Origin of the sequence: Nocardioides sp. (assembly GCF_044226305.1) — a bacterium.
Classification (GTDB): Bacteria; Actinomycetota; Actinomycetes; order Propionibacteriales; family Nocardioidaceae; genus Nocardioides.
Genome location: NZ_JBGAHF010000004.1, coordinates 146178 through 167664 on the forward strand (window position 1 = coordinate 146178; position 21487 = coordinate 167664).

The 21487-nt window shown below is 70.2% G+C and carries 18 protein-coding genes; 15 read left to right on the top strand and 3 right to left on the bottom strand.

Annotated elements, in window-relative coordinates:
• Positions 1 to 189 precede the first annotated feature (189 nt).
• The 15 genes from ACILQ5_RS06175 to ACILQ5_RS06245 all read left to right on the top strand — a co-directional run bounded on the left by ACILQ5_RS06175 (position 190) and on the right by ACILQ5_RS06245 (position 17050).
• Positions 190 to 549, top strand: coding sequence for an NADH-quinone oxidoreductase subunit A (locus tag ACILQ5_RS06175; protein WP_395657105.1), 360 nt, complete (start codon positions 190 to 192; stop codon positions 547 to 549).
• A gap of 135 nt (positions 550 to 684) precedes the next feature.
• Positions 685 to 1239 (top strand): NuoB/complex I 20 kDa subunit family protein, encoded by a 555-nt coding sequence (locus ACILQ5_RS06180; RefSeq protein WP_395657106.1) that lies wholly within the window; start codon positions 685 to 687, stop codon positions 1237 to 1239.
• Positions 1236 to 1949, top strand: coding sequence for an NADH-quinone oxidoreductase subunit C (locus tag ACILQ5_RS06185; protein ID WP_395657107.1), 714 nt, complete (start codon positions 1236 to 1238; stop codon positions 1947 to 1949). Before ACILQ5_RS06180 ends, ACILQ5_RS06185 begins: the two co-directional genes overlap by 4 nt.
• A 228-nt stretch (positions 1950 to 2177) precedes the next feature.
• Entirely contained in the window at positions 2178 to 3518 is a 1341-nt protein-coding gene (locus ACILQ5_RS06190) for an NADH-quinone oxidoreductase subunit D (protein WP_395657108.1), read from the top strand.
• Positions 3515 to 4276, top strand: coding sequence for an NADH-quinone oxidoreductase subunit NuoE (nuoE, locus tag ACILQ5_RS06195; RefSeq protein ID WP_395657109.1), 762 nt, complete (start codon positions 3515 to 3517; stop codon positions 4274 to 4276). The genes ACILQ5_RS06190 and nuoE overlap by 4 nt, the downstream gene beginning before the upstream one ends.
• Complete coding sequence (gene nuoF, locus ACILQ5_RS06200; protein ID WP_395657110.1) at positions 4269 to 5579, top strand: NADH-quinone oxidoreductase subunit NuoF; 1311 nt, start codon at positions 4269 to 4271, stop codon at positions 5577 to 5579. Before nuoE ends, nuoF begins: the two co-directional genes overlap by 8 nt.
• Positions 5576 to 7984 (top strand): NADH-quinone oxidoreductase subunit G, encoded by a 2409-nt coding sequence (locus ACILQ5_RS06205; protein ID WP_395657111.1) that lies wholly within the window; start codon positions 5576 to 5578, stop codon positions 7982 to 7984. Before nuoF ends, ACILQ5_RS06205 begins: the two co-directional genes overlap by 4 nt.
• 14 nt (positions 7985 to 7998) lie before the next feature.
• Positions 7999 to 9300 carry an NADH-quinone oxidoreductase subunit NuoH gene (nuoH, locus tag ACILQ5_RS06210; protein ID WP_395657112.1) on the top strand — a complete coding sequence of 434 codons (1302 nt, stop codon included), beginning with the start codon at positions 7999 to 8001 and terminating at the stop codon, positions 9298 to 9300.
• Complete coding sequence (gene nuoI / locus ACILQ5_RS06215) at positions 9300 to 9863, top strand: NADH-quinone oxidoreductase subunit NuoI (protein ID WP_395657113.1); 564 nt, start codon at positions 9300 to 9302, stop codon at positions 9861 to 9863. Before nuoH ends, nuoI begins: the two co-directional genes overlap by 1 nt.
• On the top strand, positions 9860 to 10690 hold the full coding sequence (locus ACILQ5_RS06220) for an NADH-quinone oxidoreductase subunit J (RefSeq protein ID WP_395657114.1): 831 nt from the start codon (positions 9860 to 9862) through the stop codon (positions 10688 to 10690). Before nuoI ends, ACILQ5_RS06220 begins: the two co-directional genes overlap by 4 nt.
• Positions 10687 to 10986: an NADH-quinone oxidoreductase subunit NuoK gene (gene nuoK / locus ACILQ5_RS06225; RefSeq protein ID WP_395657115.1), complete on the top strand. Its 300-nt coding sequence runs from the start codon at positions 10687 to 10689 to the stop codon at positions 10984 to 10986. Before ACILQ5_RS06220 ends, nuoK begins: the two co-directional genes overlap by 4 nt.
• A 10-nt stretch (positions 10987 to 10996) precedes the next feature.
• Positions 10997 to 12922, top strand: a complete 1926-nt coding sequence (nuoL, locus tag ACILQ5_RS06230) for an NADH-quinone oxidoreductase subunit L (protein WP_395657116.1) — start codon at positions 10997 to 10999, stop codon at positions 12920 to 12922.
• Positions 12919 to 14454 carry an NADH-quinone oxidoreductase subunit M gene (locus ACILQ5_RS06235; RefSeq protein WP_395657117.1) on the top strand — a complete coding sequence of 512 codons (1536 nt, stop codon included), beginning with the start codon at positions 12919 to 12921 and terminating at the stop codon, positions 14452 to 14454. The genes nuoL and ACILQ5_RS06235 overlap by 4 nt, the downstream gene beginning before the upstream one ends.
• The gene (gene nuoN / locus ACILQ5_RS06240) at positions 14454 to 16049 is read left to right on the top strand and encodes an NADH-quinone oxidoreductase subunit NuoN (RefSeq protein ID WP_395657118.1); all 1596 of its coding nucleotides are present in this window, start codon (positions 14454 to 14456) and stop codon (positions 16047 to 16049) included. The genes ACILQ5_RS06235 and nuoN overlap by 1 nt, the downstream gene beginning before the upstream one ends.
• On the top strand, positions 16046 to 17050 hold the full coding sequence (locus tag ACILQ5_RS06245; RefSeq protein WP_395657119.1) for a polyprenyl synthetase family protein: 1005 nt from the start codon (positions 16046 to 16048) through the stop codon (positions 17048 to 17050). The genes nuoN and ACILQ5_RS06245 overlap by 4 nt, the downstream gene beginning before the upstream one ends.
• Positions 17051 to 17149: 99 nt before the next feature.
• Here ACILQ5_RS06245 and rarD read toward each other — a convergent pair whose 3' ends face one another.
• The 3 genes from rarD to ACILQ5_RS06260 all read right to left on the bottom strand — a co-directional run bounded on the left by rarD (position 17150) and on the right by ACILQ5_RS06260 (position 21223).
• Positions 17150 to 18061, bottom strand: coding sequence for an EamA family transporter RarD (gene rarD / locus ACILQ5_RS06250; protein ID WP_395657120.1), 912 nt, complete (start codon positions 18059 to 18061; stop codon positions 17150 to 17152).
• Between the two features lie 130 nt (positions 18062 to 18191).
• Positions 18192 to 19313, bottom strand: coding sequence for a 2-oxoacid:ferredoxin oxidoreductase subunit beta (locus tag ACILQ5_RS06255; protein ID WP_395657121.1), 1122 nt, complete (start codon positions 19311 to 19313; stop codon positions 18192 to 18194).
• Positions 19310 to 21223, bottom strand: a complete 1914-nt coding sequence (locus ACILQ5_RS06260; protein WP_395657122.1) for a 2-oxoacid:acceptor oxidoreductase subunit alpha — start codon at positions 21221 to 21223, stop codon at positions 19310 to 19312. Before ACILQ5_RS06260 ends, ACILQ5_RS06255 begins: the two co-directional genes overlap by 4 nt.
• Positions 21224 to 21487: the final 264 nt, after the last annotated feature.

Consider the following 21487-nt stretch of genomic DNA (forward strand, 5'->3'; position numbering starts at 1 on the left):
ACGCCTTCCTCATGTAAATGCCCAGGTCAGGTGTCATTTTCGGTCGGCCGCAGTCCTGACGGAGGCATTCGCGCCCCCCGCGTGCGAGGGGGCGGGGCGAGTGGTTAGATGTGCGACGGACCACTTCGTGATTCGTTTCACAAGGTCACAAACACGGCTGTCGAAGACTGCTCGGAAGAGGGGCGAAGGATGGAGCTCTACACGCCCGTGCTGGCGCTGATCGTCCTGGCGGCGGCGTTCGCGATCTTCTCGGTGATCATGAGCTCGCTGGTCGGGCCGCGCCGCTACAACCGGGCCCGCCTGGACTCCTACGAGTGCGGCATCGAGCCGACGCCCCAGCCGGTCGGCGGTGGCCGGTTCCCGGTGAAGTACTACATCACCGCGATGCTCTTCATCGTCTTCGACATCGAGATCATCTTCCTGTACCCGTGGGCGGTGCAGTTCGACCAGCTCAAGATCTTCGGGCTCGTCGAGATGGTCCTCTTCATCGCCACCGTCTTCGTCGCCTACGCCTACGTCTGGCGCCGCGGCGGCCTCGAGTGGGACTGAGGATCGCGATGTCCGCGCCCTGCCGGTGTACTCCTCGGTCGACGGCCGCTCCGCTGCGCTCCGCACGACGGCCGCGTTCCCTCGTCGGCCTTGGCATGACACGAACCTCGCGACCCTCAGCTGGAGGAGATGTCCATGGGAATTGAGGAGAAGCTCCCGAGCGGGGTGCTGCTGACGACCGTCGAGGGCGTCGCCGGCTACATGCGCAAGGCCTCCTTCTGGCCGGCGACCTTCGGCCTGGCCTGCTGCGCGATCGAGATGATGACCACCGGCGGCCCGAAGTACGACCTCGCGCGCTTCGGCATGGAGGTCTTCCGGGCCAGCCCGCGCCAGGCCGACCTGATGATCGTCGCCGGCCGGGTCAGCCAGAAGATGGCACCGGTCCTGCGCCAGATCTACGACCAGATGCCGAACCCCAAGTGGGTGCTGGCGATGGGCGTCTGCGCGAGCAGCGGGGGCATGTTCAACAACTACGCGATCGTCCAGGGTGTCGACCACGTCGTGCCCGTCGACATGTACCTCCCGGGCTGCCCGCCGCGGCCGGAGATGCTCATCGACGCGATCCTCAAGCTGCACGACGAGATCCAGCACATGAAGCTCGGCAGCAACCGTGCCGCGGAGATCGTCGAGCTCGAGTCGGCCGCCCTCAAGGCGTTGCCCACCTCGGCGATGAAGGGCCAGCTGCGATGACGGAGAACGACAGCACGGACAAGCTGCCCGAGAACGTGCCGGCGCCGACCGGCGAGGTCCAGCAGGTCGGCGTCCGGCAGGGGATGTTCGGCGTCCACGGCACCGGTGACACCAGCGGGTACGGCGGCCTCACGCAGGCGATCACCTACCCCGGCGAGGCCCAGCGGCCGTACGGCGGCTGGTACGACGAGGTCGCGGACGCGCTCGTGAGCGCGGCGGCCGCCGGCGGTCTCGAGCTCGCCGAGCCGCGCGTGGTCATCCACCGCGGCGAGATCACCTTCCACGTGCGTCGCGAGGACCTGCTCACGGTCGTGCGGCTGCTCCGCGACGACGAGCGGCTGCGCTTCGAGCTCCTCTCGGGCGTCAGCGGCGTCCACTACCCCGAGGACACCGGGCGCGAGCTCCACGCGGTCTACCACCTGCTCTCGATGACCCACAACCGACGGATCCGGCTCGAGGTCACCGCCCCCGACGCCGACCCGCACATCCCGTCGATCGTCGCGGTCTACCCGACGAGCGACTGGCACGAGCGGGAGACGTTCGACATGTTCGGGATCGTCTTCGACGGCCACCCGGCGCTCACCCGCATCCTCATGCCGGACGACTGGCCCGGCCACCCTCAGCGCAAGGACTACCCGCTGGGGGGCATCCCCGTGGAGTACAAGGGCGGCACCATCCCGCCGCCCGACCAGCGGAGGTCGTACAACTGATGAGCACCGTTTCGTCTGTTCGCTCGCTTCGCTCGCGGTCCTTGCGCGGCGCAAGGACGCTCTGCCGTCCGAGCGGCATCCCAGGGGAGTACAAGGGCGGCACCATCCCGCCTCCTGACCAGCGCAGGAGCTACAACTAATGGCACCCCACGACGTTCTTCTTCTCCTCCGCTTCGCTCCCCCGTCGAACAACGCCGCGGGGACCCCGCCCCTTCGGAGGGATGTGGCATGACAACGGATCAGGACTACTACGCGAGCGGCTCGGACACCACCGAGGGCCGCGTCTTCACCGTCACCGGCCAGGACTGGGACTCCGTCGTCGAGGGGCTCTCGGAGGAGTCCGACGAGCGGGTCGTGGTCAACATGGGCCCGCAGCACCCGTCGACCCACGGCGTGCTCCGGCTCATCCTCGAGCTCGAGGGCGAGACCGTCACCGAGGCGCGGTGCGGGATCGGCTACCTCCACACCGGCATCGAGAAGAACATGGAGTTCCGCTCCTGGGTGCAGGGCGTCACGTTCTGCACGCGGATGGACTACCTCTCGCCGTTCTACAACGAGATGACCTACGTGCTCGGCGTCGAGCGGCTGCTCGACATCGAGGACCAGGTGCCGGAGAAGGCCCAGGTCATGCGGGTCCTGCTCATGGAGCTGAACCGGATCTCCTCCCACCTCGTCGCGATCGCGACCGGCGGCATGGAGATCGGCGCGCTGACCGTGATGACGATCGGCTTCCGCGAGCGCGAGCTGGTCCTCGACCTCTTCGAGCTGATCACCGGCCTGCGCATGAACCACGCGTTCATCCGCCCCGGCGGCGTCGCCCAGGACCTCCCGCCGGGTGCCCTCGACGAGATCCGGGGGTTCGTGGCGCTGATGCGCAAGCGGCTCCCCGAGTACGCCGACCTGTGCAACGCCAACCCGATCTTCAAGGCCCGGCTCGAGGGGGTCGGCCACCTCGACCTCGAGGGCTGCCTGGCGCTCGGCCTCACCGGCCCGGTGCTCCGCAGCACCGGCTACCCCTGGGACCTGCGCAAGACCCAGCCCTACTCCGGCTACGAGACCTACGACTTCGACGTGCAGACGTGGGACACCGCCGACTCCTACGGCCGGTTCCGCGTCCGCCTCAACGAGATGTGGGAGTCGCTGCGCATCGTCGAGCAGGCGGCCGACCGGCTCGCGAAGCTCGACGGCGCCCCGGTCATGATCGGGGACAAGAAGATCGCCTGGCCCAGCCAGCTGGCCATCGGCAGCGACGGCATGGGCAACTCCCTCGACCACATCCGCCACATCATGGGTGAGTCGATGGAGGCGCTGATCCACCACTTCAAGCTGGTGACCGAGGGCTTCCGGGTCCCGGCCGGCCAGGCGTACGTGCCGGTGGAGTCCCCGCGCGGGGAGCTCGGCGCGCACGTCGTCTCCGACGGCGGCACCCGCCCGTTCCGGGCGCACTTCCGCGACCCGTCGTTCACCAACCTGCAGGCCACGAGCGTGATGAGCGAGGGCGGCATGGTCGCCGACGTCATCGTCGCGATCGCGTCCATCGACCCCGTCATGGGAGGCGTCGACAGATGACGTTGTCGGAGACCACGTATGCCGAGCTCCGCGAGATCGCGGCCCGCTACCCCGAGGCGCGCTCGGGACTGCTGCCGATGCTGCACCTGGTGCAGTCCTCCGAGGGCCGGGTGACCTCGGAGGGCATCGAGGCGTGCGCGGAGGTGCTGGGCATCTCCGCGGCCGAGGTCAGCGGCGTCGCGACGTTCTACACGATGTACAAGCGCCGGCCGGTCGGCGACTACCACGTCGGTGTCTGCACCAACACGCTGTGCGCGGTGATGGGTGGCGACGTGATCTTCGAGCGGCTCAAGGAGCACCTCGACGTCGGCAACGACGAGCTGACCGCCGACGGCAAGGTCACCCTCGAGCACGTCGAGTGCAACGCGGCCTGCGACTACGCGCCGGTGATGATGGTCAACTGGGAGTTCATGGACAACATGACCCCGGAGTCCGCCGTCGAGCTCGTCGACGACCTGCGGGAGGGCCGGGAGGTCCACTCCACCCGCGGTCCCCGCGTCGTCACCTGGCGCGAGGCCGAGCGGGTGCTCGCCGGGTTCCCCGACGACCTCGCCGACGAGGGCCCGGCCGCGGGCCCGGCCTCGCTGGTCGGACTCGGCCTGGCCCGCGCGAACGGCTGGACCGCACCGCCCACCGGTGGCGGGGCCCTGACCGGCGGCAGCGCCGAGGCGGTGCCGGACACCAAGCAGGACGCGGTCGACGAGGCCGACACGGGTCGCGCCGAGACCGAGACCCAGCAGGAGGACAGCGATGCCTGACGCCCTGACCCCGGTCCTCACCGACAACTGGGACGACGAGCGCGCCTGGACCCTGGAGTCCTACGAGGCCCGTGGGGGCTACGCCGCGCTCGACACCGCCTTCGCGATGGCGCCCGACGCCGTCATCGAGGCGGTCAAGGACTCCGGGCTGCGCGGCCGCGGCGGCGCCGGCTTCCCGACCGGCATGAAGTGGGGCTTCATCCCGCAGGACAACCCGCGGCCGAAGTACCTCGTCGTGAACGCCGACGAGTCGGAGCCGGGCACCTGCAAGGACATCCCCCTGATGATGGCCAGCCCGCACACCCTGCTCGAGGGCGTGATCATCAGCAGCTACGCGATCCGCGCCAACAAGGCGTTCATCTACATCCGCGGCGAGGTGCTGCACGTCATCCGCCGCGTCCAGCGCGCCGTGCAGGAGGCCTACCTCGCCGGCCACCTCGGCACGGACATCCACGGCTCGGGCTTCGACCTCGACGTGGTCGTGCACTCCGGTGCCGGCGCCTACATCTGCGGCGAGGAGACCGCGCTGCTGGAGGGTCTCGAGGGCCGTCGTGGCCAGCCCCGGCTGCGCCCGCCGTTCCCGGCCGTCGCCGGCCTCTACGCCTGCCCGACGGTGATCAACAACGTCGAGTCGATCGCGTCCGTCCCCAGCATCGTCGGGCGCGGCCCGCAGTGGTTCGCGTCGATGGGGACCGAGAAGTCCAAGGGATTCGGCATCTTCTCCCTCTCCGGCCACGTCAAGCGACCGGGCCAGTACGAGGCGCCGCTCGGCACCACCCTGCGCCGGCTGATCATGCTGGCCGGTGGCATGCGTGACGGCCACGAGCTGAAGTTCTGGACGCCCGGTGGGTCCAGCACGCCGCTGCTGACCGCCGAGCACCTCGACGTACCGCTGGACTTCGAGGCGGTCGGCGCGGCCGGCTCGATGCTCGGCACCCGGGCCCTGCAGATCTTCGACGACAGCACCTGCGTGGTGCGCGCGACGCTGCGGTGGACCGAGTTCTACAAGCACGAGTCCTGCGGCAAGTGCACCCCGTGCCGCGAGGGCACCTGGTGGCTGGTGCAGACCCTCGCGGCGCTCGAGAAGGGCCAGGGCAACGAGGCCGACCTCGACCTGCTGCTCGACCAGTGCGACAACATCCTCGGCCGCTCGTTCTGCGCGCTCGCCGACGGCGCCGTCAGCCCGGTCGCGAGCTCCATCCAGTACTTCCGCGACGAGTACGTCGCCCACCTCACCCAGGGCGGGTGCCCGTTCGACCCCGCCCGCTCCACCGCCTGGGCCGGACAGGAGGTCACCGCATGACGACCGCGCCGGAGCGGACCGATCTGGTCACGCTCACGATCGACGGGGTGCAGGTCAGCGTCCCCAAGGACACCCTGGTCATCCGGGCGGCCGAGCAGGTCGGCGTCCAGATCCCGCGGTTCTGCGACCACCCGCTGCTCGCCCCGGTGGGCGCGTGCCGCCAGTGCCTGGTCGACATCCCCGACGCGGGCAACGGCCGGGGCTTCCCCAAGCCGCAGGCCTCCTGCACCCTGCCGGTCGCCGAGGGCATGGTCGTCAACACCCAGGCCACCAGCGAGGTCGCCGACAAGGCGCAGCAGGGGATCATGGAGTTCCTCCTGATCAACCACCCGCTCGACTGCCCCGTGTGCGACAAGGGCGGCGAGTGCCCGCTGCAGAACCAGGCGATGAGCAACGGCCGCGGCGAGACCCGCTTCGAGGGCTACAAGCGCACCTTCCCCAAGCCGATCAACCTCTCCCCGCAGGTGCTGCTCGACCGGGAGCGCTGCATCGTGTGCCAGCGCTGCACCCGCTTCGCCGAGGAGATCCCCGGCGACCCGTTCATCTCGCTCGTCGAGCGCGGCGCGATGCAGCAGATCGGCATCGCCGAGAACGCGCCGTTCCTCTCCTACTTCTCCGGCAACGTGATCCAGATCTGCCCGGTCGGTGCGCTGACCAGCGAGGACTACCGGTTCCGCTCCCGCCCGTTCGACCTCGTCTCGACCCCGGGTGTGGCCGAGCACGACGCGTGCGGCTCGGCCATCCGGATCGACCACCGGCGCGGCAAGGTGATGCGCCGGCTCGCCGGCAACGACCCCGAGGTCAACGAGGAGTGGATCACCGACAAGGACCGGTTCGCGTTCCACTACGCGACCGAGGCCGACCGGCTCACCTACCCGCAGGTGCGGGACCGGGTCGAGGACGGCGGTGACGGCCAGCTGCGTCCGGCGTCCTGGCCGGAGGCCTTCGCGGTCGCGGCGCGCGGCCTGCACGCGGCCGGCGCCACCGGCGTGCTGACCGGCGGCCGGATCACGGCCGAGGACGGGTTCGCCTACAGCAAGTTCGCGCGCGTGGCGCTCGGCACCAACGACATCGACTTCCGCTCGCGCCCGCTCTCGGCCGAGGAGACCTCGTTCCTGGCCGCCGAGGTCGCGCTGCGCAGCACGGTGACCTACGCCGACCTCGAGCGCGCCACCACGGTGGTGCTCGCCGGGCTCGAGCCCGAGGACGAGGCCGGGATGGTCTTCCTGCGGCTGCGCAAGGCGACCCGCCACGGCACCACGCGCGTGGTCGCGATCGCACCGGGCACGACCCGCGGCCTGGCCAAGATGAACGGCCACCTGCTGCGCACCGCGCCGGGCGAGGAGGCCGCGGTCCTCGAGTCCCTCGTCGAGCACGCCGAGCACGGGGTCGACAAGGACTCCGTGATCCTGGTCGGCGAGCGCCTGGCGACCTCGCCCGGTGCCCTCACCGCCGCGGCCGGGCTCGCCGCCCGCACCGGAGCCCGGCTCGCCTGGGTCCCGCGCCGTGCCGGCGACCGGGGCGCGATCGAGACCGGGTGCCTGCCCAACCTGCTGCCCGGCGGCCGGCCGGCGGCCGATGCCGGCGCCCGCGTCGACGTCGCGGCCACCTGGGGCGTCGACCACCTCCCCGAGGCTGCTGGCCGGGACGCCGACGGCATCGTCGCCGCGCTGCTGTCCGGAGAGCTCGGCGGCCTCGTCATCGGCGGCGTGGACCCCGACGACACCGCCGACCCGGCCGCGACGCGCGCGGCGATCGAGGCGGCGTCGTTCGTCGTCTCGCTCGAGCTGCGCGAGACCGACGTGACCCGGGCCGCCGACGTCGTCTTCCCGGTCGCACCGGTGACCGACAAGGCCGGCACGTTCGTCACCTGGGAGGGTCGCCCGCGGCCCTTCGAGCAGGTGTTCTCGAACCCCGCGTCGCTGCCCGACCTGCGGATCCTCGCCGGGATCGCCGAGGAGCTGAGCGCGCTCGGCGCGGGCAGTCCGCTCGGGTTCCGGACCGTCGCGGAGGCTCGCGCCCAGATGGAGGAGATGGGCCCGTGGGACGGCGAGCGCGCCGCGCTGGCCCGTCCCGAGCCGCGCTGGGCGCGCCCGGCACCCGACGACTTCGCCCTGTCGACCTGGAAGCTCCTCGTCGACAACGGGTCGATGCAGGACGGCGACAAGCCCTACCGCGCGACCGGCCGGGCCCCGGTGGCCCGTCTCAGCCAGGCGGTGTACGACGCCCACGGGCCGACCGTCACCCTCACCGGTGACCGCGGCTCGGTGACGCTGCCGGCGGAGCCCGCCGACCTCGCCGACGACGTGGTGTGGGTGCCCGCCAACTCCTTCGGCAACGGCGTGCTGGCCGACCTGGCCTCGCCCGGCAGCCGGGTGACCGTCACGAACGGAGCGGACCAGTGACCATGGTGCTGCCGATGGCCGACGACACGCTGGCCGAGTTCGGCCACGACCCGTGGTGGGTGATCGGCCTCAAGACGCTGCTCATCTTCCTGGTCCTGGTGCTGCTGACGCTGTTCAACATCTGGTGGGAGCGCCGGGTCGTGGCCCGGATGCAGCACCGCATCGGCCCCAACGTGAACGGTCCCTTCGGCCTGCTCCAGTCGCTGGCCGACGGCGTGAAGCTCGCGCTGAAGGAGGACATCGTCCCGACCGCGGCGGACCGGGTCGTGTTCGTCCTGGCGCCGATCATCTCGGCGACCGCTGCCTTCGTGACCTTCGCGGTGATCCCCTTCGGCCCGGTCGTGAACTTCTTCGGCGTCGAGACGCCGTTGCAGCTGACCGACATGCCGGTCGCCGTGCTCTTCGTGATGGCGATCGCGTCGGTCGGCATCTACGGCATCGTGCTCGGCGGCTGGTCCAGCGGGTCGACGTACTCCCTGCTCGGCGGCCTCCGCTCGAGCGCGCAGATGATCTCCTACGAGGTCGCGATGGGGCTGGCCCTGGTCGCGGTGTTCCTCTACGCCGGGTCGATGTCGACCTCCGAGATCGTGGCGGCCCAGAAGGACCTCTGGTTCGGGCTGATCCTGGTGCCCTCGTTCGTGATCTACGTGATCGCGATGATCGGCGAGACCAACCGGGCGCCGTTCGACCTCCCCGAGGCCGAGGGCGAGCTGGTCGGCGGGTTCCACACCGAGTACAGCTCGCTGAAGTTCGCGCTGTTCTTCCTCGCCGAGTACATCAACATGGCCACGGTGTCCGCGCTCGCGACGACGCTGTTCCTGGGTGGCTGGCGGGCGCCGTTCTGGATCGACCAGATCTGGCCCGGTGCCAACGAGGGCTACTGGCCGGTGCTGTGGTTCTTCGGCAAGCTGCTGTTCTTCATCTTCTTCTTCATCTGGCTGCGCGGCACCCTGCCCCGGCTGCGCTACGACCAGTTCATGGCGTTCGGCTGGAAGCGGCTGATCCCGGTCTCGCTGGTGTGGATCGTCGCGGTCGCGACGATCCGGGCGGTCTCGCTCGAGGGCGGCATCGACCGCCGCTACCTGCTGATCGGCATCGGCATCCTCGCGGTGCTGTTCCTGGTGCTGTTCTTCGTCGGTGACCGCGGCGAGGAGCCGACGGCGGTCGAGCCGCCGGCTCCGACCGGTGGCTTCCCGGTCCCGCCGATGCCCGCCGGTGGTGCGGTCCGCGGTGCGGCCAAGCCGCTCACCTTCGAGTCCCGCACGCCGATGACCGAGCCCGCAGCCGCGACCCGCGGCGCTGGGGAGGAGATCTGATGGCCGACGACCAGTCCAAGTCCCTCAAGGAGCAGTTCTGGGACCCCGTCGCCGGGTTCGGCGTGACGTTCCGGACGATGTTCCGCAAGGTCGTCACCGAGCAGTACCCGTTCGAGAAGATGCCGACCGCCCCGCGCTTCCACGGCCGGCACCAGCTCAACCGGTGGCCCGACGGCCTCGAGAAGTGCGTCGGCTGCGAGCTGTGCGCCTGGGCCTGCCCGGCCGACGCGATCTACGTCGAGGGTGCGTCCAACACCGAGGACGAGCGGTTCAGCCCCGGTGAGCGGTACGGCCGCGTCTACCAGATCAACTACCTGCGCTGCATCCTCTGCGGCCTGTGCATCGAGGCGTGTCCGACCCGGGCGCTCACGATGACCAACGAGTACGAGCTGGCCGACAACAACCGCGCCGACCTGATCTACGAGAAGCAGGACCTGCTGGCCCCGCTGCTGCCCGGCATGGAGCAGCCGCCGCACCCGATGCGGCTCGGTGACGACGAGGGCGCCTACTACCGGGGCGAGTTCAGTGCCCCTGCCCCCTCCGGACAGGAGACCTCGAAGTGACCGTCTTCTGGATCCTCGCGCCGGTCATGGTGATCGCCGCGCTCGGCATCCTCTTCGTGCGCAAGGCCGTGCACGCGGCGCTGCTGCTGGCCGTCGTCATGATCAGCCTGGCCGTGCTCTACGCCGCGCTCGACGCCCCGTTCCTCTTCGCGGTGCAGATCATCGTCTACACCGGCGCGATCTTGATGCTCTTCCTGTTCGTGCTGATGCTGGTCGGCGTCGACGCGTCCGACTCCGTGGTCGAGACGATCCGCGGCCAGCGGGTGCTCGCCGCCCTCGGTGGCCTCGCCCTCGGGCTGGTGCTGGTGCTCGGCCTCGGGCAGATCTCGCTCGGCACGGCCGTCGGGCTGGACAAGGCCAACGGCGCCGGCAACATCCAGGCGCTCGCCAACCTGCTGTTCTCCAAGTACGTCTTCGCCTTCGAGGTCACGAGCGCGCTGCTCATCACCGCAGCGGTCGGTGCCATGGTGCTCGCGCACCGCGAGCGGCTCACGCCCAAGGACACGCAGGCGTCGCTCGCGGCCCAGCGGGTCCGCGACTACGCCGACAAGGGCACGCACCTCGGGCCGCTCCCGCCACCGGGTGTCTACGCCCGCCACAACGCGGTCGACACGCCCGCCCTGCTGCCCGACGGCACGGCGGCGGAGTCCTCGGTCTCCCGGGTGCTGGCCGCTCGCGGCACGGTGCGCTCGGGTCCGGCCCTGGCCGACGACATCGAGGCCATCGACCGGCAGCTCGGCGGGGCGACCCACGCGGGCGGCGAGCAGGAGGCCCCGGTGACCACCACCGAGACGACCCCGGCCACCGGAGGTGACGAGCACCGATGAACATCACGGCGTACGTGGTCCTCTCGGGGATCCTGTTCACGATCGGCTGCGTCGGGGTGCTCACCCGCCGCAACGCGATCGTCGTGTTCATGTGCATCGAGCTGATGCTCAACGCCACGAACCTCGCACTCGTCGCCTTCTCGCGGCAGCACGGCAACCTCGACGGTCAGGTCGCCGCCTTCTTCGTGATGGTGGTCGCCGCAGCCGAGGTCGTGGTCGGGCTGGCGATCATCATGACCATCTTCCGGACGCGTCGCTCGGCCTCGGTCGACGACGCCAGTCTGCTGAAGTACTGAGGACGGGTTGATGTACGCACTGCACGAGACCATCCCGGTCATCGACCCGACCTCGGCCGACGGCGTCTTCAGCCTGCTGTGGCTGGTGATCGCGCTGCCGCTGGCCGGCGCCGCGGTGCTGCTGATCGGCGGTCGGCACACCGACAGGTGGGGACACCTGCTCGGCACCGCCCTGCCGATCGGGTCGTTCGTCATCTCGCTGGTGATGTTCATCCAGCTGCTCGGCCGGTCCGACGACGACCGCCAGGTGCAGCAGCACCTCTACACCTGGTTCCAGACCGGCCGCCTCGACGTCGGGGCGGACCTGCTCTACGACCAGCTGTCGGCGCTCTTCCTGCTGCTGATCACCGGCGTCGGCTCGCTGATCCACATCTACTCGATCGGCTACATGGCGCACGACCCGCGCCGTCGCCGCTTCTTCGGCTACCTCAACCTGTTCGTCGCCTCGATGCTGGTGCTGGTGCTGGCGGAGAACTACCTGGTGCTCTTCCTCGGCTGGGAGGGCGTCGGCCTCGCGTCGTACCTGCTCATCGGGTTCTGGCAGCACAAGCCGTCGGCGGCGGCCGCGGCGAAGAAGGCGTTCGTCATCAACCGGGTGGGCGACATGGGGCTGTCGCTCGCGATCATGATGTTCTTCGTCCTCTTCGGCTCGACCAGCTTCCACGTGATCAGCAACGCGGCCGGGGGCGCGTCCGAGACGCAGATGACGATCCTCGGCCTGCTCCTCCTGCTCGGTGCCTGCGGCAAGTCGGCCCAGTTCCCGCTCCAGGCGTGGCTGCTCGACGCCATGGAGGGTCCGACCCCGGTCTCGGCCCTGATCCACGCGGCCACGATGGTGACCGCGGGCGTGTACCTCCTCGTCCGCTCGAACTTCATCTTCGAGCGCGCACCCGACGCGCAGACCGTCGTGGTGGTGATCGCCGTGATCACCCTGCTGTACGGCGCGATCATCGGGTGCGCCAAGGACGACATCAAGAAGGTGCTCGCCGGCTCCACGATGAGCCAGATCGGCTACATGATGCTCGGCGCCGGCCTGGGTGTCGCGGGCTACCCGCTCGCGATCTTCCTGCTGCTGGTGCACGGCTTCTTCAAGGCCGACATGTTCCTCGGGGCCGGCTCGGTCATGCACGGCATGAACGACGACGTCGAGATGCGCCACTACGGGCTGCTGCGCAAGGCGATGCCGGTGACCTTCGTGACCTTCGCCTTCGGCTACCTCGCGATCATCGGCTTCCCGCCGTTCGCCGGGTTCTTCTCCAAGGACAAGATCATCGAGGTCGCGCTCGAGCAGAACCTCGTGGCCGGCATCTTCGCGCTGATCGGTGCCGGCATCACCGGCTTCTACATGACGCGCCTGATGCTGATGACCTTCTTCACCGACCAGCGCTGGGAGAAGGACGTCCACCCGCACGAGTCACCGAAGGTGATGACCTTCCCGCTGATCGTGCTCGCGGCCCTCTCCCTGCTCGGTGGCCTGATGATCGTCAACGACTGGATCATCGACTTCCTCCAGCCGGTCGTCGGTGTCGCCGAGCACGAGACGCCCGCGATCCCGGTGGCGGTCACCACGGTGCTGATCCTGGCGGTCGCACTCTCCGGGGTCGCCCTGGCCTGGTTCCTCGTCGGCCGGCGGGACGTGCCGCGCACGGCGCCCCAGGACGTCTCGTTCGCGACCCGGGCCGCGCGTGAGGAGCTCTACGGCAACCAGGTCAACGACACGCTGGTCGTCGGCCCCGGACGGCACCTCACCACGGGACTGCTCGCCACCGACCGGTACGTCGTCGACGGCGTGCTCACCGGTGGGCCGGTCGCCATCGGTGGTGTCGCCGGCGTCGCCCGGCGCGCCCAGAACGGCTTCGTCCGCTCCTACGCCCTGTCCCTCCTCGTCGGCGCGCTCATCGTCGCGCTGGCCCTGCTGGCGGTGAACCTCGCATGAACGACTTCCCCTGGCTCACCGTCCTCTGGGTGGTCCCGCTGGTCGGAGCGGTCGGCACCGCCTTCCTTCCGGGCTCGCGCGGCGCCGCCCTCCCCAAGCAGGTCGCCCTCGGCTTCTCGGTGCTGACCCTCCTCGTCGGTGTCGCGGTCGCCGTGCAGTTCGACCCCGGCGACGGCATGCAGCTGACCGAGACCCACGACTGGATCTCGGCGTTCGGGGTGCACTACGCGCTCGGCGTCGACGGCCTCGGCCTCCTGCTGGTGCTGCTCACCGTCGCGCTGGTGCCGATCGTCGTCATCGCGTCCTGGCACGAGGCCGACGACCGCGGTCCCGCGGTGTTCTTCGCGTGGGCCCTCGCCCTCGAGTCGCTCGCGCTCGCCGTCTTCCTCGCCACCGACGTGTTCCTCTTCTACGTCATGTTCGAGGCGACGCTGATCCCGGCGTACTTCATGATCGGTCGCTTCGGCCGGCCGGGCCGGGCGTTCGCCGCGCTGAAGTTCCTCATGTTCCAGCTCGGCGGCGGCCTGGTGCTGCTCGCCGCCGTGATCGGTCTCTACGTCGTCTCGGCCCGGGCCGGCACGCCGTCGTACCTGATCTCCGACCTGCAGCAGGTCGACATGAGCACGACGTGGGAGCGCTGGCTGTTCGTCGGCTTCATGATCGCGTTCGCCGTGAAGGCGCCGCTGTTCCCGCTGCACACCTGGCTGGCCGACACGACCGAGAAGGCCACGCCGGGCACGAGCGTGCTGCTGGTGTGCGTGCTCGACAAGATCGGCACCTTCGGGATGCTGCGCTACTGCCTGGGCCTGTTCCCCGGCGCCTCGCAGTGGGCGACGCCGGTGGTCGTGACGATCGCGCTGATCTCGATCGTGTACGGCGCGTTCCTCGCCATCGGCCAGGACGACATCCTGCGCCTGATCGGTCTGACGTCGCTGAGCCACTTCGGGTTCATCACCCTCGGCATCTTCGCGCTGACCACCCAGGGCGGCTCCGGGTCGATCCTCTACATGGTCAACCACGGCGTCGGCACGGCGGCACTGTTCCTCATCGCCGGGTACCTCATCCGGCGCAAGGGCACCTCGCTCATCAGCGAGATCACCGGAGTCGAGAGCACCGCGCCGGTCCTGGCCGGGTTGTTCCTCATCGCCGGGCTCGCCACGGCCGGCCTGCCCGGCCTGAGCCAGTTCGTCTCCGAGATCCTGGTCATGATCGCGGCCTTCGACTACCACTGGTGGGCCGGTGCGGTGGCCGTCACCGGCATCGTCCTGGCGGCGATCTACGTGCTCTGGCTCTACCAGCGCACGATGACCGGGCCGCCCCGGCCCGGTGACCCGGTGGTCACCGACCTGAACCGGCGCGAGCTGGTCGCCGTCGTACCGCTCGTGGTGGGGCTGGTGCTGTTCGGCTTCTACCCGATGCCGCTGCTCGACGCCGCGAACCCGACCGTGGAGCAGCTGCTCGTCCACGTGGGTGTCTCCGACGACGCGCCGACCGTCCCGGCCGCCGACACTGCCGAGGAAGGCGATTCCTGATGGACTTCGTGAAGCCCACCATCGAGTACAGCCAGCTCTGGCCGCTGCTCGTGATCTACGGCGTCGCGTGCGCCGGCGTGGTGGTCGAGGCGTTCGTCCCGCGTGAGCTGCGCTTCCGCGTCCAGACGCTGCTCGCCCTGGTCGGCCTCGTGGTCGCCCTCGGCGGAACGATCTGGGTCGCGAGCGACCTCGACGTGCTCGGCGACGGCGCGGCCCGCGGCTCGGTCGACGTGGAGGGGACGATCGTCGTCGACGGCCCGACCGTGTTCTTCTGGGGCATCCTGCTCGTCTTCGCGATCGGCGGCGTCCTGCTGTTCGCCGAGCGCCGGCTCGAGGGCGGGGTCTCGGCCTTCGCCGGCCAGGCCGCGGCGCTCCCCGGCACCGAGGCCGAGCGACAGGCGTCGACCCGCGGCCTCGAGCACACCGAGGTCTACCCGCTCCTGATGTTCGCGGTGGGCGGCATGCTGCTGTTCCCGGCGGCCAACGACCTGCTGACGCTCTTCGTCGCCCTCGAGGTGCTGTCGCTGCCGCTCTACCTGCTGTGCGGGCTGGCCCGTCGTCGCCGACTGCTGAGCCAGGAGGCCGCGCTCAAGTACTTCATGCTCGGTGCGTTCTCGTCGGGCTTCTTCATCTACGGCGTCGCGCTGACCTACGGGTTCGCCGGCTCGATGGGCTACTCGGAGATCAACGAGGCCGTCCGCGACGACATCGGCAACCAGACCCTGCTGCTGCTCGGCATCGGGATGATCTCCGTCGGCCTGCTGTTCAAGGTCGGCGCCGCGCCGTTCCACTCCTGGACGCCCGACGTCTACCAGGGCGCCCCGACGCCGGTCACGGCGTTCATGGCGGCCGGCACCAAGATCGCGGCGTTCGGCGCGATCCTCCGGCTCTACTACGTCGCGTTCGGGTCCGACCGCTGGTCGTGGCAGCCGATGCTCTGGGTGATCGCGATCCTCACCATGGTGGTCGGCGCGCTCCTCGCGGTCGTGCAGACCGACATGAAGCGGATGCTCGCCTACTCGTCGGTGGCGCACACGGGCTTCCTGCTCACCGGCGTGCTGGGCGTGCAGCAGGCCTCGGAGCTGTCGGACGGCCAGGTGACGTCGCTGCAGGCCGTGCTGTTCTACCTGACCACCTACGGCTTCGCGATGATCGGTGCGTTCGCCGTGGTCACCCTGGTGCGGGACTCCGGCGGCGAGGCCACGACGTTCGCCCGCTGGCAGGGCCTGGGCCGTCGATCACCCCTCGTCGCAGGACTGTTCGCCTTCTTCCTGCTGTCGATGGCGGGCATCCCGCTGACGGCCGGGTTCGTCGGCAAGTGGGCGGTCTTCACCGTCGCCCTCTCCGCCGGCGCGTGGCCGGTGGTGATCGCCGCGATCCTGTGCAGCATCGTGGCGGTGTTCTTCTACGTCCGTGTCATCGTGCTGATGTTCTTCCTCGACGGCGACACCAGCGGCGAGGTGGCCACGGTCACCAAGCCGTCGGTGCTGACCTCGGCGACGATCCTCGTCGGTGTGGCCGCGACGCTGGTCCTGGGCGTCGTGCCCGGCCCGGTGCTCGATCTCGCGGCGAATGCGGGACAATTCGTCAGGTGACCACGAGTACGACCGCTCTGGCCCTCCCCGTCACGGACGAGGCGCTGGCCGCACGGCTGCGCGAGCGGCTCGCCGTGGTCGAGCGCGAGCTCGCCGAGCACGTCCGCAGCCGGGCGGCGTTCGTGTCCGAGACCGCCAGCCACCTGATGGACGCCGGCGGCAAGCGGTTCCGGCCGCTGCTCGTCCTCCTGGCCGCGGAGACCGGTGACACCCCCGGCAGCGACGAGGTCATCCGGGCGGCCTGCGTGGTCGAGCTGACGCACCTGGCCTCGCTCTACCACGACGACGTGATGGACGAGGCGGACCTGCGCCGCGGTGCGCAGACCGCGCACGCCCGCTGGGGCAACCACGTCGCGATCCTCACCGGCGACTTCCTGTTCTCCAAGTCCTCCGAGCTGACCGCCGCGCTCGGCGCGGACGCGGTCCGGATCCAGGCGGAGACGTTCACCCGGCTGGTCGAGGGCCAGATCCTGGAGACCGTGGCGCCCGGACCGGGCGAGGACCCCCTGGCCCACTACCTCGACGTGGTGGCCGGCAAGACCGGCTCGCTGATCGCGACCTCGGCGCGCTACGGCGCGCGTTTCGGCGGCGCCGACCGCGAGGTCGAGGAGGCGCTGACGGCGTACGGCGAGATCGTCGGGTCGGCCTTCCAGCTCTCCGACGACATCCTCGACATCGCCTCGGACTCCGTGGAGTCCGGCAAGACCCCCGGCACCGACCTGCGCGAGGGTGTGCCGACGCTGCCGGTGCTGATGGCGCGCGCGGCCGGCGACCCGGGCGACGCCCGCCTGATCGAGCTCCTCGACGGGGACCTCAGCGACGACGGCCGACACGCCGAGGCGCTGGAGCTGCTCCGCAAGCACCCCGCCCTCGACGAGGCCCGCGCCTACGTCGTCGCCCGCGCCCAGGAGGCGAAGGACCAGCTGGCCGTCGTCCCGCCCGGCCCGGTCCGCGCCGCCCTCGAGGCGTTCGCCGACGTCGTCGCGAGCCGTACGGCGTAGCTTCCCGGCTCGCTGGGTCTCGACACGCCGGTCGCGACCTCGTTCCCCGGTCGCGCGGCTTGCTCGACCACCGTCAGCGGGTCCGCTGGCGCGTCCCCGCTAGGCGGCCGAGCTGGCCTCCACGGTGAGGCGCAGCTGGCGGCGCCGGTGGTTGATCGCCTCGACGGTGAAGATCATCAGGGCGATCCACACCAGGATGAAGCCGATCCAGCGGCCGGGCGGCATCGCCTCGTGGAAGTAGAGGACGCCGAGGGCGAACTGGAGGATCGGGGCGAGGTACTGCAGCAGCCCGAGGCTCACCATCGACACCCGGGTGGCGGCCGCGCCGAAGCAGATCAGCGGGACCGCGGTGACGATGCCGGTGGTGAGGAACAGCATCGAGTGCCCGACCCCCTGGGAGGCGAAGCCGGACCCGCCGGTGACACCGAGCCAGACGAGGTACGCCGCCGCGAACGGTGCGATGACCGCCGTCTCGTAGGTCAGGCTCTCGACCGCACCGACGTCGGCGGTCTTCTTGCACAGCCCGTAGCTGCCGAACGAGAAGGCCAGGACAAGCGCGACCAACGGTGGCCGGCCGTAGTCCACGGTGAGCACCACGACCGCGCCGGACGCGATCCCGAGCGCCACCCACTGCAGCGGCCGCAGCACCTCGTGCAGGATGACGACCCCCATCAGCACCGTCACCAGCGGGTTGATGAAGTAGCCCAACGACGTCTCGACGACCCGGTCGTTGTTGACGCCCCAGATGTAGGTCGCCCAGTTCACCGAGATCACGCCGGCGGCGACGGTGAGCACCAGCCGGACCCGCCGGTCGCGCCAGATGGCGGCGAGCTGCTCGCGCCTGCGCAGCAGGAGGATCAGCACCCCCATCACCAGGCAGGACCAGATCACCCGGTGTCCGAGGATCTCGACCGCCCCGGCCGGCTCGAGGAGCGGCCAGTAGAGGGGGAACGCCCCCCACATCAGATAGGCCGCGGCGCCCAGGAGGAGACCCCGTCGCGCGTCCGGCACCCGACCAGCATAGGAAGGGCGGTCCACACCGGGTTAGCGGCCCTCCCGCAGCGGGTAAGCCCCGTCTGGAACCCCCGTCGACGGAGGGTCCCCGCTCTCGGGCGGGGATCCCTTGTCGGAGGCCCCCAGGTCAGACGACCGTCCAGGTGTCGCCGCCGCCGATGAGGGCGGCGAGCCGCTCGCCGTGGTCGCCGGCAGCACCCTGCTGGGCGGTGGCCAGCTGCTCGCGGGCCTGGTCGTCGTACGTCGGGCGCTCGACCTGGCGGAAGATCCCGATCGGCGAGCGGTTGAGGTAGCCCGAGTCGGTGAGCCGCGAGATCGCGAACGCCGTGGTGGGGTCGGCGTGGTGCGCGTCGTGGACCAGGAGCGCCTCGGCGGCGACCTGACCGTGGTCGGAGCCGACCTCGACGACCCGTACGCCGCCGGTGGCGCTGTCGCGGACCAGGCCCTTGGTGCCCTGCCCGGTCTCGTCGAGGGCCCCGAACCGGATCGGCTCCCCGTGCACCAGCGGGATGATCGCGTCGGCCTTGGTGTCGTTGTCCTTGATCGCGTCGAACGCGCCGTCGTTGAAGATCGGGCAGTTCTGGTAGATCTCCACGAACGACGTCCCGCGGTGCGCCGCCGCCGCCGACAGCACCGAGGTCAGGTGCTTGCGGTCGGAGTCGATGGTGCGGGCCACGAACGTGCCCTCGGCCCCGATCGCGAGCGACACCGGGTTGAAGGGGTGGTCCAGGGATCCCATCGGGGTGGACTTGGTGATCTTGCCGGTCTCGGAGGTGGGGGAGTACTGACCCTTGGTCAGCCCGTAGATGCGGTTGTTGAACAGCAGGATCGTCATGTTGACGTTGCGGCGCAGGGCGTGGATCAGGTGGTTGCCGCCGATCGAGAGCGCGTCGCCGTCGCCGGTGACGACCCACACGGAGAGGTCCTCGCGGGAGGTCGCGAGCCCGGTGGCGATCGACGGCGCGCGGCCGTGGATCGAGTGCATGCCGTAGGTGTCGAGGTAGTAGGGGAACCGCGAGGAGCAGCCGATCCCGGAGACGAAGACGATGTTCTCCCGGCGCAGCCCCAGGTCGGGCAGGAAGCCCTGCACGGCCTTGAGCACGGCGTAGTCGCCGCAGCCGGGGCACCAGCGCACCTCCTGGTCGGAGGTGAAGTCCTTCCCGGTCTGCGGCTCGTCGGTCGCCGGGACGAGCTCGACGCCGGAGCGCAGCCCGGGGAAGGGCAGCTCGGTGCTCGTCGGGGTGCTCACTGGAGTGCCTCCTCGGCAGGGGTGTCGGTCAGGTCGACCTCGATGCCCTCGGCGTCGGCGACCAGGCCGCCGATCGCCTCGGCGAGGTCGGCCGCCTTGATCGGCATGCCGTTGACCTGGTTGTAGCCGATCGCGTCGACGAGGTAGGTGCCGCGGACCAGCAGCGAGAGCTGGCCGAGGTTCATCTCGGGGACGAGCACCTTGTCGTAGCGCTTCAGGATCTCGCCGAGGTCCTTCGGGAACGGGTTGAGGTGGCGCAGGTGGACCTGGGCCACGTGGTAGCCGGCCTTGCGGACCCGGCGCACGCCGGCGCCGATCGGCCCGTACGTCGAGCCCCAGCCCAGCACCAGCACCCGGGCCTGCCCGGAGGGGTCGTCGACCTCGAGCGGCGGCAGCGACTCGGCGATCCGGTCCACCTTCGCCTGCCGGGTCCGGACCATGAAGTCGTGGTTGGCGGGGTCGTAGGAGATGTTGCCGGTGATGTCGGCCTTCTCCAGCCCGCCGATGCGGTGCTCCAGGCCGGCCACGCCGGGCGGTGCCCACGGCCGGGCGAGGGTCTCGGGGTCGCGTGCGTAGGGGTGGAACGTCTCGCCCTCGGCCAGCGGCTTCGCGAAGTCGGGGTCGATGGTGGGCAGGTCGTCGACCTCGGGGATCCGCCACGGCTCGGAGCCGTTGGCGAGGTAGCCGTCGGAGAGCAGCATCACCGGGGTCCGGTAGGTGACCGCGATCCGGACAGCCTCGATGGCGGCGTCGAAGCAGTCGCCGGGGGACTGGGGCGCGACGATCGGGACCGGTGCCTCGCCGTTGCGGCCGAACATCGCCTGCAGCAGGTCGGCCTGCTCGGTCTTGGTCGGCAACCCGGTGGAGGGGCCACCGCGCTGGACGTCGACGACGACCAGCGGCAGCTCGGTCATCACCGCGAGCCCGATCGCCTCGGACTTCAGCGCGATCCCGGGACCCGAGGTCGTGGTGACGCCCAAGGAGCCCCCGAACGACGCGCCGATCGCGGCGCCGATGCCGGCGATCTCGTCCTCGGCCTGGAACGTGGTGACGCCGAACGACTTGTGCTTCGACAGCTCGTGGAGGATGTCGGAGGCCGGCGTGATCGGGTAGGAGCCCAGGAACACCGGGAGCCCCGACCGGACACCGCCGGCGACCAGGCCGTAGGCCAGCGCCAGGTTGCCGGTGATGTTGCGGTAGACGCCGGGCGCCATCGGGGCCGGCTTGATCTCGTAGGAGACCGCGAACGACTCGGTGGTCTCGCCGAAGTTCCAGCCGGCCTTGAACGCCGCGATGTTGGCGTCGCGGATGTCGGCCACCTTCGCGAACCGCTTCTCGAGGAAGGTCACCGTCGGGTCGGTCGGACGGCCGTACATCCACGACAGCAGACCCAGCGCGAACATGTTCTTGGCGCGGGCCGCGTCCTTGCGCGAGAGCCCGAACTCCTTCACCGCGCCGACGGTCATCCCGGTCAGGTCGACCGGGTGCACGGCGTACTCCCCGAGCGGGTCGCCGGCGTCGCCGAGGAGGTCGAGCGGGTTGGTGTCGTAGCCGGCCTTGGCCAGGTTGCGTGCGGTGAAGTCGTGGGTGTCCACGATGATCGTGGCGCCCTTGGGCAGGTCCGCCAGGTTCGCCTTGAGCGCGGCCGGGTTCATCGCGACCAGCACGTCCGGTGCGTCGCCGGGGGTCAGCACGTCGTGGTCGGCCAGGTGCACCTGGAAGGACGACACGCCCGGGAGCGTCCCCTGGGGCGCCCGGATCTCGGCCGGGAAGTTCGGCAGCGTCACGAGGTCGTTGCCGAACACCGCCGACTGCTGGGTGAACCGGTCCCCGGTCAGCTGCATCCCGTCCCCGGAGTCACCGGCGAACCGGATGATCACCCGGTCCAGCTGCTTGACCTGCTTCGACACTGCCTGCGCACTCCTCGTCCTGGTCCGCCGTCCCCCGGATCGTACTCGCGGTACGCCTCGAACTGGAACACGTTCCAGTTTGCTCGGGGCCGGGTCCGGCACGGCTTCCCACGATAGTCGGCGCCCCCCGCGGACCGGAGGCGTCTCTCCTGCCGGTCCTGTGACCCGAGACACGCGCCCGAATTGCGACCTCAATTCGGATTGACTCGGGTAAGTCGAGTAGTCTGCTGGTTATAAGGCAGAAGCGTGAGCTCCAACCGGGAG